A 19,340-nucleotide genomic window follows, 5' to 3' on the forward strand; every position below is an offset into this window, starting at 1 on the left:
ATGCTCGCGCGCCTGATCGACCTTTCCGTCCGCTTCCGCTGGATCGTCGCCCTGCTGGCCGTCGCCCTGCTGGCCTATGGCGGAAGCCAGCTGGCCGGCCTGCCCATCGACGCGGTCCCCGACATCACCAACCGCCAGGTGCAGATCAACACCGTCGCCCCGGCCCTCGGCCCGGAAGAGGTCGAGCGCCAGGTCACCTTCCCGGTCGAGACGGCCCTGGCCGGCCTTCCGGGGCTGGTCGAGACCCGCTCGCTGTCGCGCCATGGCTTCTCGCAGATCACCGCCGTCTTCACCGACGCCACCGACCTCTACTTCGCCCGCAATCTGATCAACGAGCGGCTCCAAGCCGCCCGCGCCAACCTGCCCGACGGGCTCGAGCCCGCCATGGGGCCGCCGGTCACCGGGCTGGGCGAGGTCTATATCTGGACGGTCGAGCTGTCGGGCGCGGCGGCGCGGCCGGGCGCGCTCTACGTCACCCCCGAGGGCGATCGCCTGACCAGCGACATCCAAAAGGCCACCTATCTGCGCACGGTCCAGGATTGGATCGTCGCGCCGCAGCTGAAGACGCTGAAGGGCGTGGCCGGGGTCGACGTGCTGGGCGGCTATGTGAAGCAGTACGTCGTCCAGCCCGATCCGGCCAAGCTGTCGACCTTCGGCATCAGCCTGCCGCAGCTGATCGAGGCCCTGGAGCACGCCAATCGCGTCGAGGGCGCCGGCTACGTCCAGCGCGGCGGCGAGGCCTATATCGTCCGCGCCGACGCCCGGGTGAAGACCCTGACCGAACTGGCCGAGACCCCTGTCGGGCGGCGCGATGGGGCGGTGGTCCGCGTCTCCGACGTCGCCACCGTCGTGGTCGGCCAGGCTCCGCGCCTGGGCTCGGCCAGCGAGGCGGGCCGCGAGGTGGTGATCGGCACGGCCCTGATGCTGGCGGGCGAGAACAGCCGCACCGTCGCCGCGCGGGTGGGCCAGCGCCTGAAGGACATCCAGGCCAGCCTGCCGGCCGGCGTGGTGGTCAAACCGGTGCTGGACCGCACCGACCTGGTCGACGCCACCATCGCCACCGTCGAGCACAACCTGGCCTTCGGCGCGCTGCTGGTCGTCGCCGTGCTGTTCGTGGCCCTGGGCAATATTCGGGCCGCGGTCATCACCGCCCTGGTCATCCCGCTGTCGTTCCTGTTCGCCGCCATCGCCATGCGGCGCTTCGGGATCAGCGGCAACCTGATGAGCCTGGGGGCGCTGGACTTCGGCCTGATCGTCGACGGGGCGGTCGTCGTGATCGAGAACACCCTGGGCCGCCTGGCGCTGCGCCGGACGGAACGGGGCCGGCCGCTGGACGCCCGCGAGCGGATCGAGATCGCCGCGTCCTCGGCCCGCGAGATGGCCCGGCCCGCCGCGTTCGGCCAGGCCATCATCCTGATGGTCTACGCCCCGCTGTTGGCCTTCGAGGGCGTCGAGGGCAAGATGTTCGGTCCGATGGCCGCCACGGTGATGTTCGCCCTGGCCGGGGCCTTCGTGCTGTCCCTGACCTTCGTGCCGGCCATGGCCGCCCTGCTGGTCGGCGAGCCCAAGGGCCACGGCGAAACCCGGGTGATGACCGCCGCCAAGGCGTGGTTCGAGCCCCTGCTGCGCCGGCTGGTCGCCCGGCCGGTCGCGGTGGCGGCGGGGGCTGGCGTCGCCTTGCTGATCGGGGTCGCGGCGTTCCTGAGCCTGGGCCGCGAGTTCATCCCGACGCTCGACGAGGGCGACCTGATGGTCCAGGCCTCGCGCGTGCCGTCGGTCTCGCTGGAACAGAGCCAGGCCATGCAGTTCCGGATCGAGAAGACCCTGTCGGCCATGCCCGAAGTCGCCCTGGTGTTCACCCGCACGGGCACGGCCGAGATCGCCTCGGACCCCATGCCGCCCAGCGCCTCGGACACCTTCGTCATCCTCAAGCCGCGCAAGGCCTGGCCCGATCCCCGCCTGCCCAAGGCGCGGCTGGTCGAGCGCATGGAGGGCGCGCTGGCCCAGCACCTAGGCAACGCCTACGAGTTCACCCAGCCGATCCAGATGCGGTTCAACGAGCTGATCGCCGGGGTCCGCTCGGACGTCGCCGTCAGCATCTATGGCGACGACTTCGCGGTCATGGACCAAACCGCTCGGAAGGTGGCCAAGGCGCTGGGCGGGGTGCGCGGCGCGGCCGACGTCAAGGTCGAGCAGGTCTCGGGCCAGCCGACCATCACCGCCACGGTGGACCGCACGGCCGCCGCCGCCCTGGGGGTTCACGCCAGCGACGCCGCCGACGCCCTGGCCATTGGCCTGGGCGGTCGCGAGGCCGGGCACATCCTGGAAGGCGACCGGCGGTTCGACGTCGTCGTCCGCCTGGACGAGCAGCGCCGCAACGATCCGGCGATCATGGGCCAGCTGCCGGTCATGCCGGAGGGCGCGCCGGCGGGCACGGCGGCGATCCCGCTCTCGACCCTGGCCCGCTTCGACGCCGCCGAGGGGCCCAACCAGATCAGCCGCGAGAACGGCAAACGGCGCATCGTCGTCCAGGCCAACGTCCGGGGCCGCGACCTGGGCGGCTTCGTCGCCGACGCCAAGGCCGCGGTGCGCGACGAGATCCAGCTGCCCGCCGGCTCCTGGCTGGACTGGGGCGGTCAGTTCGAGAACCTGGAGCGGGCCTCGGCCCGCCTCATGGTGATCGTGCCGGTCGTCTTCCTGGTGATCGCCGTCTTGCTCTATCTCGCCCTGGGCTCCGCGGCGGAGGCGGCCTTGGTCTTCGCCTGCGTGCCCCTGGCCCTGGTCGGCGGCGCCGCGGCCCTGGCGCTGCGGGGCGCGCCGTTCTCGATCTCGGCCGCCGTCGGCTTCATCGCGGTGTCGGGCGTCGCGACGCTGAACGGCCTGGTGCTGATGCAGAGCATCCGCCAGCAGTTGGCCCTGGGGCTCGCGCCCGTCGAGGCGGTGCTCACCGGCACGGTCGGCCGCCTGCGGGCGGTCCTGACCACCGCCTTGGTCGCCATGCTGGGCTTCCTGCCCATGGCCGTCGCCATCGGCCCCGGGGCGGAGGTGCAGAAGCCGCTGGCCACCGTCGTCATCGGCGGCCTGCTGACCTCCACGGCCCTGACCCTGCTGGCCCTGCCCGTCTTCGCGGCCTGGCTGGCGTCGCGGGGGCGGCGGCTGAGATGACCCGGCGGCCCGGCCGTCCAGACGCAGAAAAACGCCGCCCCGAGGGGCGGCGCTGCAGGGGGAGGATTGGTGACCGGCCTAGCCGCCGAACTTGTAGCGGAGGCTCACCCCGTAGATGCGGCCGTTCATGAAGGACTGGCGCAGGATGTCGGTGTCGTAGCCGTTGTCGGGCTCGCCGACATAGCGGTTCGGCGCCTTATTGGTGATGTTCGACGCCGTCAGCGACAGGGTCAGGTCCTTGCGCAGGTTGAAGTTCACCGACGCGTCGAGCAGGCCGTAGCCCTTCAGGTAGCGGCCGTCGATCGGGTTGGCCGCGACCCCGAACAGCACGTAGTCCGAGCGGTAGGTGTAGACGAGGCGGGCCGACACGAAGCCGTTCTCGTAGAGGCCGGCGACGCTGTAGTTGTCGTCGGACTGGAAGGGCTGGCGGACGATGGTCGTCGGTCCCGTCGCGCCCAGCAACTTCACAGGCAGCTCGGTCTTGACGTGGGTGTAGGAGCCCTGGATGCCGAAGTTCTTCAGGACGTCCGGCAGGAAGCCGTAGTCGAAGAAGGTCTGGAAGGCCAGTTCGACGCCCTTGGCCGTGCCTGGGTCGGCGTTGACCGGCGTGGTGATCCGATATTGCCCGGCGGGGCAGCTGTTGGTCTGCGGAGGCGTAATCGGTCCCGCCGTGGCGACCGTCTGGCAGTTCTGGACGCCGAGCACGAAGCCGTCGATCTTCTTGTAGAACACCGCCGCCGAGACGTAGCTCGTGCCGTTGAAATACTTCTCGAACGACAGGTCGTAGCTGTCGGCCCGCAGCGGCGCCAGGTCGGCGTTGCCTTGCGAGCCCGTGCCGTCGGCGGGGTTGACCGAAACCGTCGGGTTGATGTCGCCGACGCCGGGCCGGGTGATGCCCTGGCCGTAGCCGAACCGCAGCAGGGTGTCGGGGGTGATGTAGCCGGTGATGTTGAAGGTCGGCAGGACGTCGGTATAGGCGTTGCTGCGCTTGTTCGGGATGATGACGGCCGTGCCGCTGCTGGTGTCGTTGATCCGGGCCTCGGCGTCCAGGTCGGTGCGGACGACCCGCACGCCGATGTTGCCGCGGATCTTGTCGTTCAGGAAGCTGAAGTCGGCCACGCCGTAGCCGGCGAAGGTCGCCTCGGTCGCCAGGCGGCGCGACAGCAGGACTTCCGGCAGCGAGTCCTCGGCGGGGATGCCAGCCAACGGGAAGCGGTTGCGGACGTTGTCGCCCAGCAGGGCGTCCGGGTTGAAGGTCAGGAAGCCGCCGCCGTAGCCAGCGTCGCCGTCCAGCCAGTTGGTGTGCGAGCCGTTGACCAGGTCCGGAGCGCTGGTGGCGAAGATGGCGTTCGACTGGTTGGCCGTCAGGGCGGCGCCGTCGGTCGTCAGGTTCTTGCCGCTGAACGAGTAGTTATAGAACTTCGACTTCTTGCGGTAGTACCGCGTGCCGAACTTGATGTCCTCGATGAAGCTGCCGTGCAGCTTGTACTTGCCGTCGAACTGGGCGGCGAGGCCGGCGTCGTCGTAGACGTTGTTGGTGCCGTTGGCGTAGTTCAGGAACGCCCAGGTGCTGGGGCTGCCCAAATCCGGGCCGGAGATCGAGACCTGCTGCGGCAGGCCGATGGCGCGGGTGGTGTTCCAGGCCAGGCCGGCCCGGGGCGTCATGACGACCGCGCGGTTGTCTTGGTGCTGGTCGGCCTTGACGTAGGAGAGGTCGAACTTCAGGTCAAGGTCGTCGGTCGGGCTCCATTTGACGCCGCTGGCCAGGATCCAGGTCTTGTAGAGCCGGTGCTCTTCACCGCCCATGCTGCTGAAGGTCGAGCCGACGAACGTGCCGCTGCCGAAGCGCTGGCCGGCCAGGACCACGTCGTCGCCGCCGTTGGCGTTGCGGCTGGTCAGGCCCTCGGTGGTGCTGAACGGGGTGACGACCAGGTTCTGGAGGTAGCGGCTGTCGCTGGAGTTCAGGAACCGGTAGCTCTGGTGATAGAGGTACGAGTTGTAGTTGCCGTCGACATAGAATTCGAGGTTCGGCTTCGGCTTCCACTGGAAGGCGCCGTTGACGCCCTTGCGGGTGCGCTGGATGTCTTCCTCGTTCTGGTTGACCTGCACGCCGGCGAAATTGATCAGGTTGGCGCGCTGGGCCGGCGTCATCGCCAGGGCGTCCGAATTGCTCACCGAAATCAGGCACGACAGGTCGGAGCGGCTGGCGAGAGCCGCGTTGTAGGCCGATCCGAGATTGGCGGCGCTGCAGTCGCTGCTATTGGCGGCGGCCACCCGCCGCAGGTTCGCGCCGCCGGGGCCGGGCGCATTGTCCGAACGGTTCCAGCTCTTCTGGTAGTTGGCGGCCAGCAGCAGGCCCATCTCGCCGTCGCCGACGTTCCAGCGGTTGGCCACCAGACCGAAATATTCCGGCTGCAGGCTTTTGACCATGTCGTTGTACTTGCCGGAGATCGCGGCGCTGGCGGTGAAGCCCTTCAGGTCCAGCGGACGGCGGGTGCGCACGTCGACCAGGCCGCCGATGCCGCCCTCGATGTGCTCGGCCGACGGGTTCTTGTAGACGTCGAGCCCGGCGATCATGCCCGGGATGGCGGCCTCGATGTTGAACTCGCTGCCGCCAGCGGTGAAGTAGGAGCGGCCATCGACCTGGGACGCAGTCTGGCCCGACAGGCCGCGGATGGTCAGGCCCGAGCCGACGCCGACCGGCGAGGCGCCTTCGCCGCCGTAGCGATAGCCCTGCACGCCAGGCACGCGGGTCAGGGTCTCGGCGACGTTGGGATCGGGCAGCTTGCCGATGTCCTCGGCGCGGATGGAGTCCACCACTTCCATGGTGTTCTTCTTCATCGACACGGCCGACTGCAGGCTCTGGCGAATGCCGGTGACCACCACCTCCTCGACGGCTGTCTCATTGGGCGCTGGGGACGCCGTCTGGGCGCTGGCCGCCGTCCAGCCGGCCGCCAGCAGGGCGGTCATCGACGCGGTGGCCAGGAGTCGCCCGTTGACCAGGCGGTTGCGGGTCGGGCGGTTGTGGGCTGGCTTCGACATGGTTTCCCCTCCGGATGTCTCGTTGCGCCGCCCGGTCGGGGCGACGGTAGCGTACGGCGCGCACGGCCCCGCCGTGACGCTCCGACGCAGTTGCGGTTGGCCTCTTCGTTTCGCTCCTGAACGGCCCGCGGCAGCGCCGAGGCCATTTCATTTTCGTTCTGACGACGTCTCCGCCGTTGCAGTACTGTTATCGATATCAAAACAAATGGCAATACGTCAATTGTCCTACCATTGGCGGATTATCGGGGTTGAAAGCGACGAAATGGCTGCGGAATCCGCGCCCGCACACGCGAGGGTAGTTATCGATATCATTCCCGCGCCGAGCGCCCGGTCGATTCCGCCATGGGCGCGACCTCGAACGAGTCGACGTCGGTCCATCCGATCCGCGTGGCGGTGTAGGCCGGCCGGCCCGAGGCCGCCTGGCTGAAGAGGCCCATCTGCGCCCCGACCCATCGCCCCGGCTTGCTGACGAACGGCTCGCCCAGCGGCGTGTACGACACCCCGTCCAGGCTGTAGCTGAACACGACCCTGGCGTGGGTCGAACGCAGCATCGACGGCGCATAGTGCGCGAAGCTCGGCGGCGGGTCGGCGACGGTGACCGGCGAGGCGCTGAGCCTCAGATAGACGCTGGCCGGCGCCGAAGTCAGGCCCACCGTGATCCGTTCGGGCTGGAAGGCGTCGGCCCCGACCCGGTCGACGCGCACCAGACGCACGCCGTCAGCCGTCTTCTCCAGGCCGATCCAGGCGTAGTCGGCGCCGAACATCACCAGGCCGGCGCGCTCGCCGACGGCCTTGGGCGCGAAGTCGATCCTGATCGTGGCGCTGAAGCTCGGGCCGGGCAGCTTCTGGGTCAGCAGCGCGCCGGCTTCCCAGAGGTTCTCCGGCGAGGAGATGGACTTCAGGCGCAGGGCGCCGGGCCGGGCCGTCAGGCTGCTCCAGTCCTCGCCGGGATTGGCGTTCCACTGCCAGGCCAGGGACAGCGCGCCATCGAAGGTGTCGCTGGCCTGGACCGCGGTCGGGGCCTGCGGCTTGTCGACCTTCGGCTTGCGCCACCGCAGCACCGGTTCGCCCCGGCCGTCGCCGTCCAAATCCTGCCCGATCACCGGCCAGCCGCCCTTCCAGGCCATGGGCTCCAGCCACACCCGCCGGCCGTAGGAGTCGGTGTCCTGGAAATGCAGGAACCAGTCCTCGCCCTTGGGCGTGGTCACCCAGGCGCCCTGGTGGGGACCGTTGATCTGCGTTTTGCCCTGGTCGAGGACGTTGCGGCCTTCATAGGGCCCCAGTGGGGCGCGGGACCGGAAGACTCCTTGCCAGCCGCCCTTCACGCTGCCGGCCGGGGCGAAGATGTAGTACCAGCCGTCGCGCTTGTAGAGCTTGGGTCCCTCGGTGGTGAACCAGGGCGACGGCCCGAACGTGGTGGCGACCTCCGGAAGCTTGGCGCCGTCGATCAGGGTCACCGGCTCGCCGACCGTCCTGTCGCCGGCCGCGTTCAGGCGCCGGGCGGTGATGACGTTGCTGAACCCCGCCCGGCTGCCGGCCCAGGCATGCACCAGCCAGCCCTGGCCGTCGTCGTCCCAGAAGGGGGCCGGATCGATCGCCCCCTTGCTGTCGTCGACCAGCACCGGCGCGCTCCAGGGTCCGGCCGGGTCGCTCGCCGTGACCCGGAAGATCCCGAAGTCCGGATCGGGATAGTAGATCATGAACTGGCCGTCGTGGTGGCGGATGGCCGGCGCCCAGACGCCGCCGCCGCGTCGCGGCGTCGCGTGATGGGCCGCCGGCGTGATCCGCGGCAGGGCATGGCCGATCAGCGTCCAGTTGACCAGGTCGGTCGATTTCAGGATTGGCAGGCCGGGCACATTGGTGAACGACGAGGCGGTCAGATAGTAGGCGTCGCCGACCCGGACGACGTCCGGATCGGAATAGTCGCCGGCCAGAACGGGGTTGCGATAGGTCCCGTCCCCCTGATCGGCGGCGAAGGACGGCGGCGCCGTCTGGGCCAGGACCACGCTGCTCATCGCCGAGGCGAGAAGCGCGCCCAGGATGGATCTGGCCAAAGGCACGGGCGTCTCCGCTACAGGGGTTCGAAGAAAATGGCCTGGCCGCCGCTGGGCGCCAGGGCCAGGGACAGCACCGTCTCGGCGGTGACGGGGACCTTGCGGACGACCACGGGCGTCTCGAACGCCGCGCCGCCGGCGGGACCGTCGGCGAACACCGTCGCCATCCATCGCCCCCGCCCCAGGAAGGCCAGCGGGGCCTGCAGGACACGCGGCGTCTCGTTGGTCATCGCGCCCAGGAACCAGCGCTCGCCATGACGCCGCGCGACCATGACGTGCTCGCCGATGGCGCCCGACAGGGCCCGGGTCTCGTCCCAGGTCGTCGGGCACTCGTCGAACCATTGCAGGTCGGGCCAGGCGCGGCCGGCGTACTTGTCCGGCGTGTCGTACCAATAAAGGAAGGTCAGCGGATTGTAGTAGACCGCCGCCATGGCCAGCTGGTGGGCGTTGGTCGTCTGGTTCTTCGGGTGGGCGTAGCAGATCGTGTAGTCGATCGGTCCGGCCACGGCGCGCGTGAACGGCAGGGTGACGTTGTGGCGGGCGGTCGGGAACTGCTCGTTGCCGCGCACCCCTTCCAGGGCGACATAGTTGGGCAGGGTCCGTTCCAGGCCGGCCGGCCGCAGGTTGTCGTGCAGATTGACCAGCAGCCGGTGCTCGCCGCAGGCCTTGACCAGGTCGAAGATGAAGTCGTTGTCGGCCTGGCGGCCCTCCCAGACGAAGCCGAACTTGATCCCCGCCACGCCCCAGCGGCGATAGGTGTCCAGGATCGCATCCCGCTGGCGCATGGCCGGCACGCGGTCGACATAGAGGATCATGCCGATCCCCTTGGCGCGGGCCGCGTCGATGATCCGCTGCAGGTCCAGGCCGGCGATCGGGACGGTGGCGTCGCCCGGATCCGTGCCGTCGCCGTACCAGTGGGCGTCGAACTCGACATAGTCGAGCTTCCGCGCGGCGGCGAAGTCCACCACCTTCAGCGCCGCTTCGGTGCTGTAGGGTTTGCGGATCCGCACCGCCCGGCCCGGCTTCACCCAGCTGACGTCGCCCAGGAGATTGGGCGTGGCCAGGGTCGGGATCAGGTCGGCCCGCTCGATCAGGCCGGCGACGTCGTCGGCGAGGATCAGGACACGCCACGGCGTGGCCTGGCCCGCGTCGAGCCCGAAGGTCGGGGCCGGCGGCGTGTCGCCGGGGCCCGACCAGCCGGTGGCGCGACCCGGATAGCGCATCAGGTGAACGGCCAGCCCCTCGCCCGGATCGGCGGCCGGACGCAGCATGGCGCGCGGATAGTGCAGGCGATCGGACTCGGCGATCAGCACGGCGGCGCCATTCGCCAGCACGGCGGTGACCGGCAGGTCGGCCAGAGGACCGACGTCGGAGCTGCCCGTCAGGTCCGGATGGGCGACCGGCGCCAGGGCCGCGGGCGTCGAGCGCTGGTACTCGCCCTCGTCCCGGCTGGAATAGACCTCGACCCCGAGGGGCAGGTTGAAGGCCGTCGCCTCGCCGGCCAGGGTCACGCCCTGCCCGCCCGGCGCCTGGCGAAGCACATAACGGACCGCACAGCCGGCGTCATAGGCCCGGGCCACCACGGCGAAGGCGACGCCCGTCTTGGCGTCCCGCAGGTCGACGGTGATCTCCTCGCAGGCCTGACTGTAGGCGTCCCTGACCCCGAAGGCCGGCGCCCAGGTTCCCGTCAGCCGCCGCCGCGACACGGAAACGACCGTCGCCTCGGCCCCCAGCTGGCCGCCGTCGGCCAGGACCAGCCCCAACCGGCTCGGACGAAGCACCTCGCGGCCGTCGCGCCGGACGCTCCAGGACAGCCCGCCGCCGCGCGCGTCCAGGTCCAGCCGCACCCGACCGTCAGGCGAGACTACCCGCAGCGGCTTCGACGCCGCCCGCGGCTTGGCCAAGGCGGCGCTCACGGCCCCGAGGGAGGCGGTCGCGGCGGCGGCCAGCAGGACGAAGCGACGGCGGTCGACGGGCAGGCGGACCATCAGCGCGCTCCGGATCCGCGCGTGACCCGGGCGCGAACGCGCCTGCAGAGCGGGTTGATCATCGTCGCCTCCCGGACACTGGCCTTCGGCGCTCCGCGCCGTGACCTCTTTATCTCGTCGTCGACATCCAGCGGCGCGACGATTGATATCGATATCATTTCTCCTTCGAGAACGTCAATCTCGACCCGGCGCGCCTCAGCCGGCGGGCGAGGCGGTCGATTGACGAACCATCAGGGTCAGGTCGGCCAAGACGTGCTTGCGGGAGCGATCATCGTCGGCGTCGCGCCGCGCCAGCCCAGCCGCCAGCTCCACCGCGGTGGCGGCCATGTCGGCGATCGGTTGGTGGATGGTCGTCAGCTGCGGCCAGATCGTCGAGGCGACGGGCGTATCGTCGAAGCCGGCGATGCTGAGCTCGGTCGGCACGGCGATTCCCAGGCCGTGGGCGACGGCGCTGACGGCGGCGGCCATGTCGTCGTTGCAGGCGAAGATCGCCGACGGCCGGCGACGCAGGCCCAGCAGCTGTCTGGCCGCCGTCAGACCCGAGCGATAGGTGAAGGCCCCCTCGACGACATGGGCGTCGGGCACGGCCAGGCCCGCCTGCGCCATCGTCGCCCGGAACCCCTCCTCGCGCCGCGTGGCCGTCGAGTGCGTCGGGTCGCCCCGGACGAAGGCGATGTCGACATGACCCAGCTCGATCAGGTGTCGGGTCATCATCGCCGCGCCCGCGAAGTCGTCGATCGCCACCGAGGTCACGCCCGGGGACGGCCTGGCCGTGGTGAAGCTGACGGGCTCGACGCCGGCGGCGGCCAGGAGCTTGAGGATCTTGGGATCGTCGCACAGCGGCGGCGGCAGGACCACGGCCCCGACGCCCGCCTCGATCAGCTTGACCACCGCCCTGGCCGGGGCGGGATGAGCGGCCGTCGGCTCGATCAGCAGCTGGCAGCCGATTTCGCCGGCCTTGCGGAAGGCGCCCATCAGGAACGCGCTGAGGTTGGACGAATTGGGATTGGAATACAGCACCCCGACCTGGGCCACGCCGGTCCGCGTCGCCCGCGCCACGGCGTTGGGGCGGTAGCCGAGCTCATCGATCGACTTCAGCACCTTGGCCCGCGCCGCCTCGCTGATGAAGGCGTAGTCGTTGATCACCCGCGAGACGGTCATCGAGGAGACGCCGGCGTGCTTGGCCACGTCGTGCAGCGTCACGCTGGGGCGTCGTTTTCCGCTCAAAAGGCTCTCCCACGCGGGCCGCCCCACGCACGAACGGCTCCTGGCCGACATTCTAGCCAAGATTTGCCGGCTATCGCCTAGGTTAAATCGTCGAGGCGCGGAGGCGGCGGGCTACTTGAAGGAAAGGCCGCTCACATAGGGGCCGACCTCCAGAACCTCCGGCGCCGGACCTGTCAGCTTGCGGCCGGCGATCGTGACGTTGTCGAAGGTCACATTGCGAACGGGCCGGTCCGGGGCGTAGCCGCCGATGATCGACGGCCCCGCCCAGCCCGATCCCGAATAGCTGACGTTCTTGAAGTGGACGCCGTCGATCAGCAGGCCCGGGCTGGCGCCGTACTTGGCGTTATAGACCACCCGCAGATTGATCAGCTTGCCCTCTTCGATGTGGTCCACGCGGATGTTGCTGAAGGTGACGTCGCGAACGGTGTTGGTGTCGCCGGCGCTGATGGCCATCGCGCCCTCGTATTCCGGATCGTCCTCGTCGAGGTTGAGCACGTCGATGTCGTCGAAGGTGATGTCCTCGAGGGTGTTGGGCTTGGCGCTGTCGCCGTGCAGGCCGACGAACATGGCGTGCGCGACGTCGGGCCAGAAGATCGAATGGCTGACCCGGACGCGCCGCGTATCGCCCACCGCGTTCTTGCGGGTGGCGTAGATCGCCACGCTGTCGTCCGAGGTGCGGATGAAGGCGTTGTCGATGTCGACGTCCTGGCAGGCGAAGACATTGATCCCGTCGGACCATGGCCCCTTGCCGAACGCCTTGATGTCGCGAAACCGCACCTGACTCGACGCGCTGCACGCGATCGCGCCGTGCACGGGATTGAGGAAGGTCGGCCCCTCGATCAGGACGCTGCTGGAGCCCTGAACCGTCAGCTGGTCGGACTCCAGGAACATCCCGTGGCCGATGATCTTGAGGTTCTCGACCTTGGCGGGCTGGAACACGCCCTGCATCAGCGCGCCGCCGGCGAGGTAGATCGTCTGGTTCGAGGCGGCCGGAAAGGCGGTCGCGCCTTCGGGCGGCACATGTAGGCCCGGTCCGTAGACGACGACGTTCGGCCCCGGCGCCGGCGGCGCGATCGGCGCCCCCGCCAGGATGTGCAGATTGCCCAGGCGGTCGCCGTCGAACTCCACCGAGAGATTCTGCGGCCGGTTCAGGGTGAAATAGACCACCCCGTCCTTCACCGTGGTCTTGATCGCGTTCCGCTTGGGGCGAACCTCGACCCGTCTGAAATCGCCGTTGTTCTTCTGCACGGCGACCTCGACGGTCCCGCGGAAATCGAACTGGACGACCGAGGCGTCGTGCGGACGGTCCTGGTCGACCTTGACGCCGTACTCGTAGAGATCGCGCCAGGGCCCGCCCGGACGCCGAACCCGCACCGTGAAATCGTCGTTGTGCAGGCTGTAGACCAGCTTGCCGGGCGGCGTGGCGTAGATCTGCAGGTCCGGGTCGACCTGCGCCGCCCCGGCTAGGTCGGTGTCGCTCTGCGCGGCGGCCGCGCTCGAAAGCCCCAGCCCCAGGACCAGGGACGCGGCCAGCGTCCTGGCCGCCGATCGGGCAACTCTGTGTCTGCGCATGGCGTCGCTCCCCGGGGACGGCTTGGAGCGCCGTCGCTTGATATCGATATCACATACAGCCATACCCCGACTCAACGGGGCCTGTCACCAGCCGCCGCGCGCCCAAGCGTTCCAGGAATCTTCAGGGGCGTGGGTTCGGGTCCGCGGGATTGAAAAGCGCGGGGCGCCGGCCGAGCCAGACGCCCCGTTCTCGGAGTCAGGCAGGAATCCGTCCGAGAAAATTCGCAGGACCGAGCCGACGTGGCTCGCCATGATTGTTATCGATATCACCACTGATTGGCAAGCCCTTTCCGTTGTGCGTCGGCATGGAGGATTTTGTTTGGTATCGATATCTCTTTCGATTATCACAGATGGACCCGAGCGGCTCCAGAGCCGCGTCGCCGCTGGCGTCAAACGGGGGGAGGAGTTGCTTAAGGCCATGGGAAAGAAGAACTACGCGCTGCTCAGCGCCTTCCTGTTCCTCTATTTCTTCGCCCAGGCGATGAGCATTTCGCTGCTGGCCCTGTGGCTCAAGCGGACCCTCGGCCTGACCGGCGCCCAGACCGGCGTGGTGTTCTCGGCCAACTTCATCTTCGCCATGGCCTCGCAGCCGATCTACGGCTTCCTGTCCGACAAGGTCGGCTTTCGGAAGACCATCCTGTGGGTCATCGCCGCCCTGGTGATGCTGTCGGGGGCCTTCTTCGCCTTCGTCTACGGCCCGCTGCTGAAGACCAACATCCTGCTGGGCGCGGCCCTGGGCGGGCTCTATCTGGGCGTCACCTTCATCGCCGGCAGCTACGCCCTTGAATCCTATGTCGACCGCGTCGGCCGCAAGGACGGGTTCGAATACAGCCGCGCGCGACTGTGGGGGTCGCTGGGCTTCGCCTTCGCGGCGTTCTTCTCGGGCCGGCTCTACAACATCGATCCGCTGATCAATTTCTCCCTGGCCTCGCTGGCGGGCCTGCTGCTGCTGCCGATCCTGGCCATGACCCGGATCGAGGGCGCCGCCGACGAACAGGCCCGCTCGGAAAGCCTCAAGCCGCTGGACGCCCTGGCGATCCTGAAGCTGCCGAAATTCTGGGGCTTCATGGTGCTGATCCTGGGCGTGACCAACCTCTACCTGGTCTTCGACCAGCAGTTTCCGGCCTACTACGCCTCGCAGTTCGCCGATCCCAAGCACGGCGCGGCAATGTTCGGCTACCTGAACTCGGCCCAGATCTTCGTCGAGGCGGGGATGCTGTTCGTGGCCCCGTTCATCGTCAACCGCACGGGGGCCAAGAACGGGCTGCTGCTGGCGGCGGCGATCATGATCTTCCGCATCACCGGTTCGGGCCTGGTCGAGGGTCCGGTGGCGATCTCGGCGATGAAGATGCTCCACTCGCTGGAGCTGCCGATCCTGGCGGTGTCGATCTTCCGCTACATCGCCGCCCATTTCGAGGCCCGTCTGGCCTCGACCCTCTACCTGGTGGGGGTCAGCTTCGGCCACTCCCTGGGCCTGGCCGTCCTCTCGCCGATCGTCGGCAAGTCCTACGACCTGATCGGCTTCCCCCACACCTACCTGCTGATCGCCCTAGGCGCGGCGCTGTTCTGGACCGCCTCGCTGTTCGCCCTGTCGCCGACGCCCGCCCGCGCGAGCAACGACGATCCGGCGCTGAAGACCGCCCTGCCCGACGCTGATCTGGCCAAGGTCGACTGAGCCCATGCCCCTGACCTCCCCCGCCCTGACCGCCGAAACCGCGCCCCGCGAACCGCTGAAGCTGCGCGGCGCCCTGGAAGGCCGCGCGCCCGACCGCGCGGCCCTCGACGCCGTCCTGGCCGCGGTGCTCGCGCGCATCGACGCCAACCTGGCGATGTTCACCGACGCCTTCCCGGCGCCGTCCAGCCTCGGCGGGGTCTATCCCGCCATGGGCAACGTCGAATGGACCAACGGCTTCTGGACCGGCATGCTGTGGCTGGCCTACGAGGTCAGCGGCGAGGCGCGCTATCGGCAGGCCGCCGAGCGGCAGGTGCAGAGCTTCAAGGACCGCGTCGATCGCCGGATCAACGTGGACCACCACGACCTGGGCTTCCTCTATTCGCTGTCCTGCGTGGCCGGCTACAAGCTGACCGGCGACCTCCAGGCCCGCGACGCCGCGCTCGAGGCGGCCCGCCTGCTGCTAGCCCGCTACCTGCCGCAGGCCGGCATCATCCAGGCCTGGGGCGACCTGAACGATCCGGCCCAGGCGGGCCGGATGATCATCGACTGCAACCTCAACCTGCCCCTGCTCTACTGGGCCAGCCAGGTCACCGGCGACTGCGGCTTCGCCGCCGCCGCCGACAGCCATATCGAGCAAGCCGCGCGCCACATCGTGCGGCCCGACAACTCGACCTTCCACACCTTCTTCATGGATCCCGTCACCGGCATCCCGCGGATGGGCAAGACCCACCAGGGCTACAGCGACAGCTCGTGCTGGGCCCGCGGCCAGGCCTGGGGGATCAGCGGCTTTCCGCTGGTCCACCGCTACAAGGCCGATCCGTCGCTGCTGGAACTGAGCGCCCGCCTGGCCAACTACTACCTCAACCGCCTGCCGTCGGACCTGATCTGCTGCTGGGACCTGGTGTTCACCGACGCGCCGCACGAACGCGACAGCTCGGCGGCGGCGATCGCGGCCTGCGGCCTGCTGGAACTGGCCCGCGGGCTGCCGCTGGCCGATCCCGACCGCGCCGCCTACGAGGGCGCGGCCCTGGCGACCGTCGAGACCCTGGGCGCGCGCTACCTGCTGCCGCGCGGCCAGCCGGGCACGGGGGTCCTGGCCCACGCGGTCTACCACATGCCCAACGGCGTCGGCGTCGACGAGGCCTGCATCTGGGGCGACTACTTCTTCCTCGAAGCCCTGGTCCGGCTGACCCGCCCCTGGGAGCCCTACTGGTGATTCAGGTCGGCATCGATTTCGGCGGCACCAAGGTCGAGGCCGCCGCCCTGGACGCCCAGGGTAACTATCTGGCGCGGGTCCGCGCGCCCAATCCCGGCGCCTATGACGCGGCGATCGAGACCGTGCGCGACCTGATCGCCCAGGTCGAGCAGCAGGCCGGCGGCCGCGGCACGATCGGCATCGGCGCGCCCGGCTCGATCTCGCCGACCACCGGGGTGATGCGCAACGCCAACTCGGTCTATCTGAACGGCCGCACCTTCCGCGAGGACCTGACTGTCGCCCTGGGCCGCGAGGTGCGCCTGGCCAACGACGCCAACTGCCTGGCCCTGTCCGAAGCGGTCGATGGGGCGGCGGCCGGGGCGCGGGTGGCCTTCGCCATCATCCTGGGCACGGGCTGCGGCGGCGGCCTGGCCGTGGACGGCCGCCTGGTCGAGGGCCCCAACGGCGTCGCCGGCGAATGGGGCCACATCCCCCTGCCCTGGCCGACCCCGCAGGAGACTCCCGGACCGCGATGCTGGTGCGGCCAGCACGGCTGCCTGGAGATGTGGGTGTCGGGCACCGGCCTGCGGCATGACTTCGCCGCCGCCACCGGCGTCCAGGCTACGGGCGAGGCGATCATCGCCGGTTTCCGCCAGGGCGAACCGGCGGCCGTCGCCGCCTTCGAGCGCTATGTCGACCGGCTGGGCCGGGCCATCGCCGTGCTCGTCAACATCGCCGATCCGGACGTGCTGGTGATCGGCGGCGGCCTGTCCAATGTCGGCGAGATCTACGAGCGCCTGCCGGCCCTGGTCGCGCCCCGGGTGTTCTCCGACCGCTGGTCGGCCCGCATCGCCCCGGCCCGCTGGGGCGACGCCTCGGGCGTGCGCGGGGCGGCCCGGTTGTGGAACGACCCGGCCGACGCCCAGGCCGCCCTCAAGGTCCGGGCCTAGAGCGTTTCCCGATCTGATTGCATCAGGCCGGCGCGCTAGACCTCTGTTTTAACGCATTTTCTTCACGCGAACCGGTGTCCACTTCGCTCGAAAATGCTCTAGTTCACCTTCGCCGGCCGGCGGCGGAGCGGGGCCTTGACCGGGGCCGGGCCCGACGAGCCACGCTTGACCAGGGTGAACTTCATCAGTTGATGGGTCGGGGCGGGCGAGTTTCCGGCCCGCTCGGCCTTGATCTCCTCGACGATCAGCGACACCGCCGCCCGGCCCATGGCGCTGATCGGCTGATGGATGGTCGTCAGTTCGGGCCAGATGGTGCTGGCGATCGGCGTGTCGTCGAAGCCGACCACGGTCAGCGCCTCGGGGACCGCGATCTGCAGCCCGTGGGCCACCGCCAGGGCGGCCGCGGCCATGTCGTCGTTGCTGGCGAAGATGGCCGTCGGCCGCTCGTCCGGGCTGAGCAGCAGCTCGGCCGCGGCCAGGCCTGAGCGATAGGTGAACTGCCCCTGGACGACCCAGTCGGGATCGACCGGCAGGCCGGCGGCCGTCATGGCGTCGACGAAGCCCTCATAGCGCAGCTGGGTGGGCGTGTGCTGCGGATCGCCCTTGATGAAGCCGATCCTGGCATGCCCCAGCTCGATCAGGTGGCGGGTCATGGCCGCCGCGCCCTGGTAGTCGTCGATGCGCACCGACGAGACGTCGTGCATCGGGCGGGCCGTGGCCAGGGCCAGGACCTTCACGCCGGCGGCGTGCAGCATGTTGATGGTCGGGCGGGAGTCGCACAGCGGCGGCGGCAGGATGACGCCGTCCACGCCCTGGTCCAGCAGGCGGCGCACGGCGGCCTTCTGGCTGGCCAGGCCGGTCGACCGTTCCAGGACCAGCTGGACGCCCAGCTTGGAGCTCTGCTCGATGCCGCCCAGCATCACCTCGCTGAGATAGGAGGCGCTGGGATTGCTGTAGAGCACGCCGACCCGCGGCCCGGTGCTGCCGGCCCGCGTGTTGCGGGCCGCCAGGTTGGGCGAGTAGTTCAGGGCCTTGATCGCCGACTGTACGCGCTCGCGCATGGCGTCGCTGACATAGCTGTTGCCGTTGACGACGCGGGACACGGTCATCGAGGCGACGCCGGCGTAGCGGGCCACGTCGTGAATGGTCACGGCCCGCCCCGACTCCGGCGCCGGGGGCGTTTCGACACGGGTTTTGCCCTTGGCCAAGTGCGGGCTCCTTGAGCGTTGCGTGGACGACAGGATCGCCGCTGGGACCTTGGCCGCACGCGCTGTCTCGGCGGCGGTCCAGGCCTCCGCCAGGGCGAACGGTCGGTCGCGCCAAGCCGCCGACCGATTCCGGCGCATCTCGTTCGTTATCGATAACTTCTCAGCCCTGGAAGGACTTGGCAAGTTTCCTCGCGCGCTGGGAGAGGGCTTGGGGCGGGCCTCGCCGCGAGGTTCGGAGTCCCGCCTGGCTGGCCGCCTTGTCGAAACCGAAACGCCCGAAGGCGCTGCGATCAGCCTCTTGTTGTCGATATAGGCCGCGCCATCCACAGCTCGCGCTCCGACGCCGAGCATGCGCCAGGGCGGCGACGAGCGCCCGCTCACCCCCGCACGAAGATGTTCCGCAACCACTGCGACCCCGCCTTGGCGGCCTGACCCCAGTCCTCGCTGTCGTCTAGCGCCTCGGGCTTGTAGCCCCAGGGGTTGAACAGCTTCAGCCGGTTGACCTTGAAGGCCGCGACGTCGCGGGTGACCAGGGTCAGGCCGTGCTCCAGGGCGGTGGCCGCCAGCAGGGCGTCGCGGGCGTCGGCCAATGGCAGGCGGGCCCGCCCCCGGACGACGGCGGCGTCGACCGGCAGGATGCGCCCGTCGAAAGCGGCGGCGACCTGGTCGTTCAGCCAGGCGCGCAGGGCCAGGCCCGCCGCCTTGTCCTTGCGCTCGACGCGCGCCGCGCCGGTCTCCAGCTCCAGCAGGGTGATCGCCGAGAGGAACAGGCTGGACCGCGCCTGGCCGGCGGCCCAGCGGGCCAGGCCCGGATCGGTCCCGCCGGCCTTGGCGTTGCGCAGTTCGAAGACGACGTCGGTGTCGAGCAGGTACATCAGCTTCGCCGATCCAGGGGCCTGTCCCAGGCGTCGTCCGACCGCGTCTCGGCGATGTCCAGGGCGACCGGCGCGGCCAGGGCCAGCAGGTCGACGATCGTCTCGGTCTGGCCCGACAGCTTGCGATAGGCCTCGATGCTCATCAGCACGTGGGTGGTCCGGCCGCGATCGGTGACGAACACCGGCTCGATCCGCGCGGCGCGCTTGGCCTGGCTGACATCCTGGTTGAAGTCGCGGCTCGAGATGACCTTCATGTGCCTACGTACCTACATTGACAAGGCTGTCTTGTAGGTACGTTACTACATTGTGGCGTTCAAGCAACAGGAAATTCGTCAACGAAAACAATCTTCTGTGCGGCAGCGTCAAAAAGGCGATTTCGGCTTGCGGCG

Annotated in this window: 12 protein-coding genes; 4 read left to right on the top strand and 8 right to left on the bottom strand. The window is 69.5% G+C overall.

What is annotated here, in order from left to right; all coding sequences use genetic code 11:
- On the top strand, nucleotides 1-3,165 hold the full coding sequence (locus BM066_RS11755; RefSeq protein ID WP_089928055.1) for an efflux RND transporter permease subunit: 3,165 nt from the start codon (nucleotides 1-3) through the stop codon (nucleotides 3,163-3,165).
- 78 nt (nucleotides 3,166-3,243) lie between these two features.
- Here BM066_RS11755 and BM066_RS11760 read toward each other — a convergent pair whose 3' ends face one another.
- From BM066_RS11760 to BM066_RS11780, 5 genes are all read right to left on the bottom strand, one after another.
- Nucleotides 3,244-6,207 (bottom strand): TonB-dependent receptor, encoded by a 2,964-nt coding sequence (locus tag BM066_RS11760; RefSeq protein WP_255367563.1) that lies wholly within the window; start codon nucleotides 6,205-6,207, stop codon nucleotides 3,244-3,246.
- 308 nt (nucleotides 6,208-6,515) lie between these two features.
- Nucleotides 6,516-8,267: a glycoside hydrolase family 43 protein gene (locus BM066_RS11765; RefSeq protein WP_255367564.1), complete on the bottom strand. Its 1,752-nt coding sequence runs from the start codon at nucleotides 8,265-8,267 to the stop codon at nucleotides 6,516-6,518.
- A gap of 11 nt (nucleotides 8,268-8,278) precedes the next feature.
- Nucleotides 8,279-10,249, bottom strand: coding sequence for a glycoside hydrolase family 97 protein (locus BM066_RS11770; protein WP_089928059.1), 1,971 nt, complete (start codon nucleotides 10,247-10,249; stop codon nucleotides 8,279-8,281).
- Nucleotides 10,250-10,444: 195 nt separating this feature from the next.
- A complete protein-coding gene (locus tag BM066_RS11775) occupies nucleotides 10,445-11,452 on the bottom strand; it encodes a LacI family DNA-binding transcriptional regulator (protein WP_255367565.1) in 1,008 nt (335 codons plus the stop codon).
- A 135-nt stretch (nucleotides 11,453-11,587) separates the two neighbouring features.
- Nucleotides 11,588-13,048: a glycosyl hydrolase family 28 protein gene (locus tag BM066_RS11780; RefSeq protein WP_177218443.1), complete on the bottom strand. Its 1,461-nt coding sequence runs from the start codon at nucleotides 13,046-13,048 to the stop codon at nucleotides 11,588-11,590.
- Nucleotides 13,049-13,466: 418 nt separating this feature from the next.
- Between BM066_RS11780 and BM066_RS11785 the strand changes: the two genes are divergently transcribed.
- The 3 genes from BM066_RS11785 to BM066_RS11795 are packed head-to-tail and all read left to right on the top strand — an operon-like array spanning nucleotide 13,467 to nucleotide 16,868.
- Complete coding sequence (locus tag BM066_RS11785) at nucleotides 13,467-14,723, top strand: oligosaccharide MFS transporter (RefSeq protein ID WP_089928069.1); 1,257 nt, start codon at nucleotides 13,467-13,469, stop codon at nucleotides 14,721-14,723.
- A 4-nt stretch (nucleotides 14,724-14,727) separates the two neighbouring features.
- On the top strand, nucleotides 14,728-15,939 hold the full coding sequence (locus BM066_RS11790) for a glycoside hydrolase family 88 protein (protein WP_089928072.1): 1,212 nt from the start codon (nucleotides 14,728-14,730) through the stop codon (nucleotides 15,937-15,939).
- A complete protein-coding gene (locus tag BM066_RS11795; RefSeq protein ID WP_089928075.1) occupies nucleotides 15,936-16,868 on the top strand; it encodes an ROK family protein in 933 nt (310 codons plus the stop codon). The genes BM066_RS11790 and BM066_RS11795 overlap by 4 nt, the downstream gene beginning before the upstream one ends.
- 98 nt (nucleotides 16,869-16,966) lie before the next feature.
- Here the strand turns inward: BM066_RS11795 and BM066_RS11800 are convergent, their stop codons facing one another.
- The 3 genes from BM066_RS11800 to BM066_RS11810 form a co-directional block, all read right to left on the bottom strand.
- On the bottom strand, nucleotides 16,967-18,076 hold the full coding sequence (locus BM066_RS11800) for a LacI family DNA-binding transcriptional regulator (RefSeq protein WP_255367566.1): 1,110 nt from the start codon (nucleotides 18,074-18,076) through the stop codon (nucleotides 16,967-16,969).
- A gap of 377 nt (nucleotides 18,077-18,453) precedes the next feature.
- Nucleotides 18,454-18,951 (bottom strand): PIN domain-containing protein, encoded by a 498-nt coding sequence (locus BM066_RS11805; protein WP_089928083.1) that lies wholly within the window; start codon nucleotides 18,949-18,951, stop codon nucleotides 18,454-18,456.
- Nucleotides 18,951-19,205 carry a type II toxin-antitoxin system Phd/YefM family antitoxin gene (locus BM066_RS11810; protein WP_089928086.1) on the bottom strand — a complete coding sequence of 85 codons (255 nt, stop codon included), beginning with the start codon at nucleotides 19,203-19,205 and terminating at the stop codon, nucleotides 18,951-18,953. Before BM066_RS11810 ends, BM066_RS11805 begins: the two co-directional genes overlap by 1 nt.
- Nucleotides 19,206-19,340: the final 135 nt, after the last annotated feature.

Source organism: Caulobacter sp. UNC279MFTsu5.1, from assembly GCF_900114015.1.
Lineage (GTDB): Bacteria > Pseudomonadota > Alphaproteobacteria > Caulobacterales > Caulobacteraceae > Caulobacter.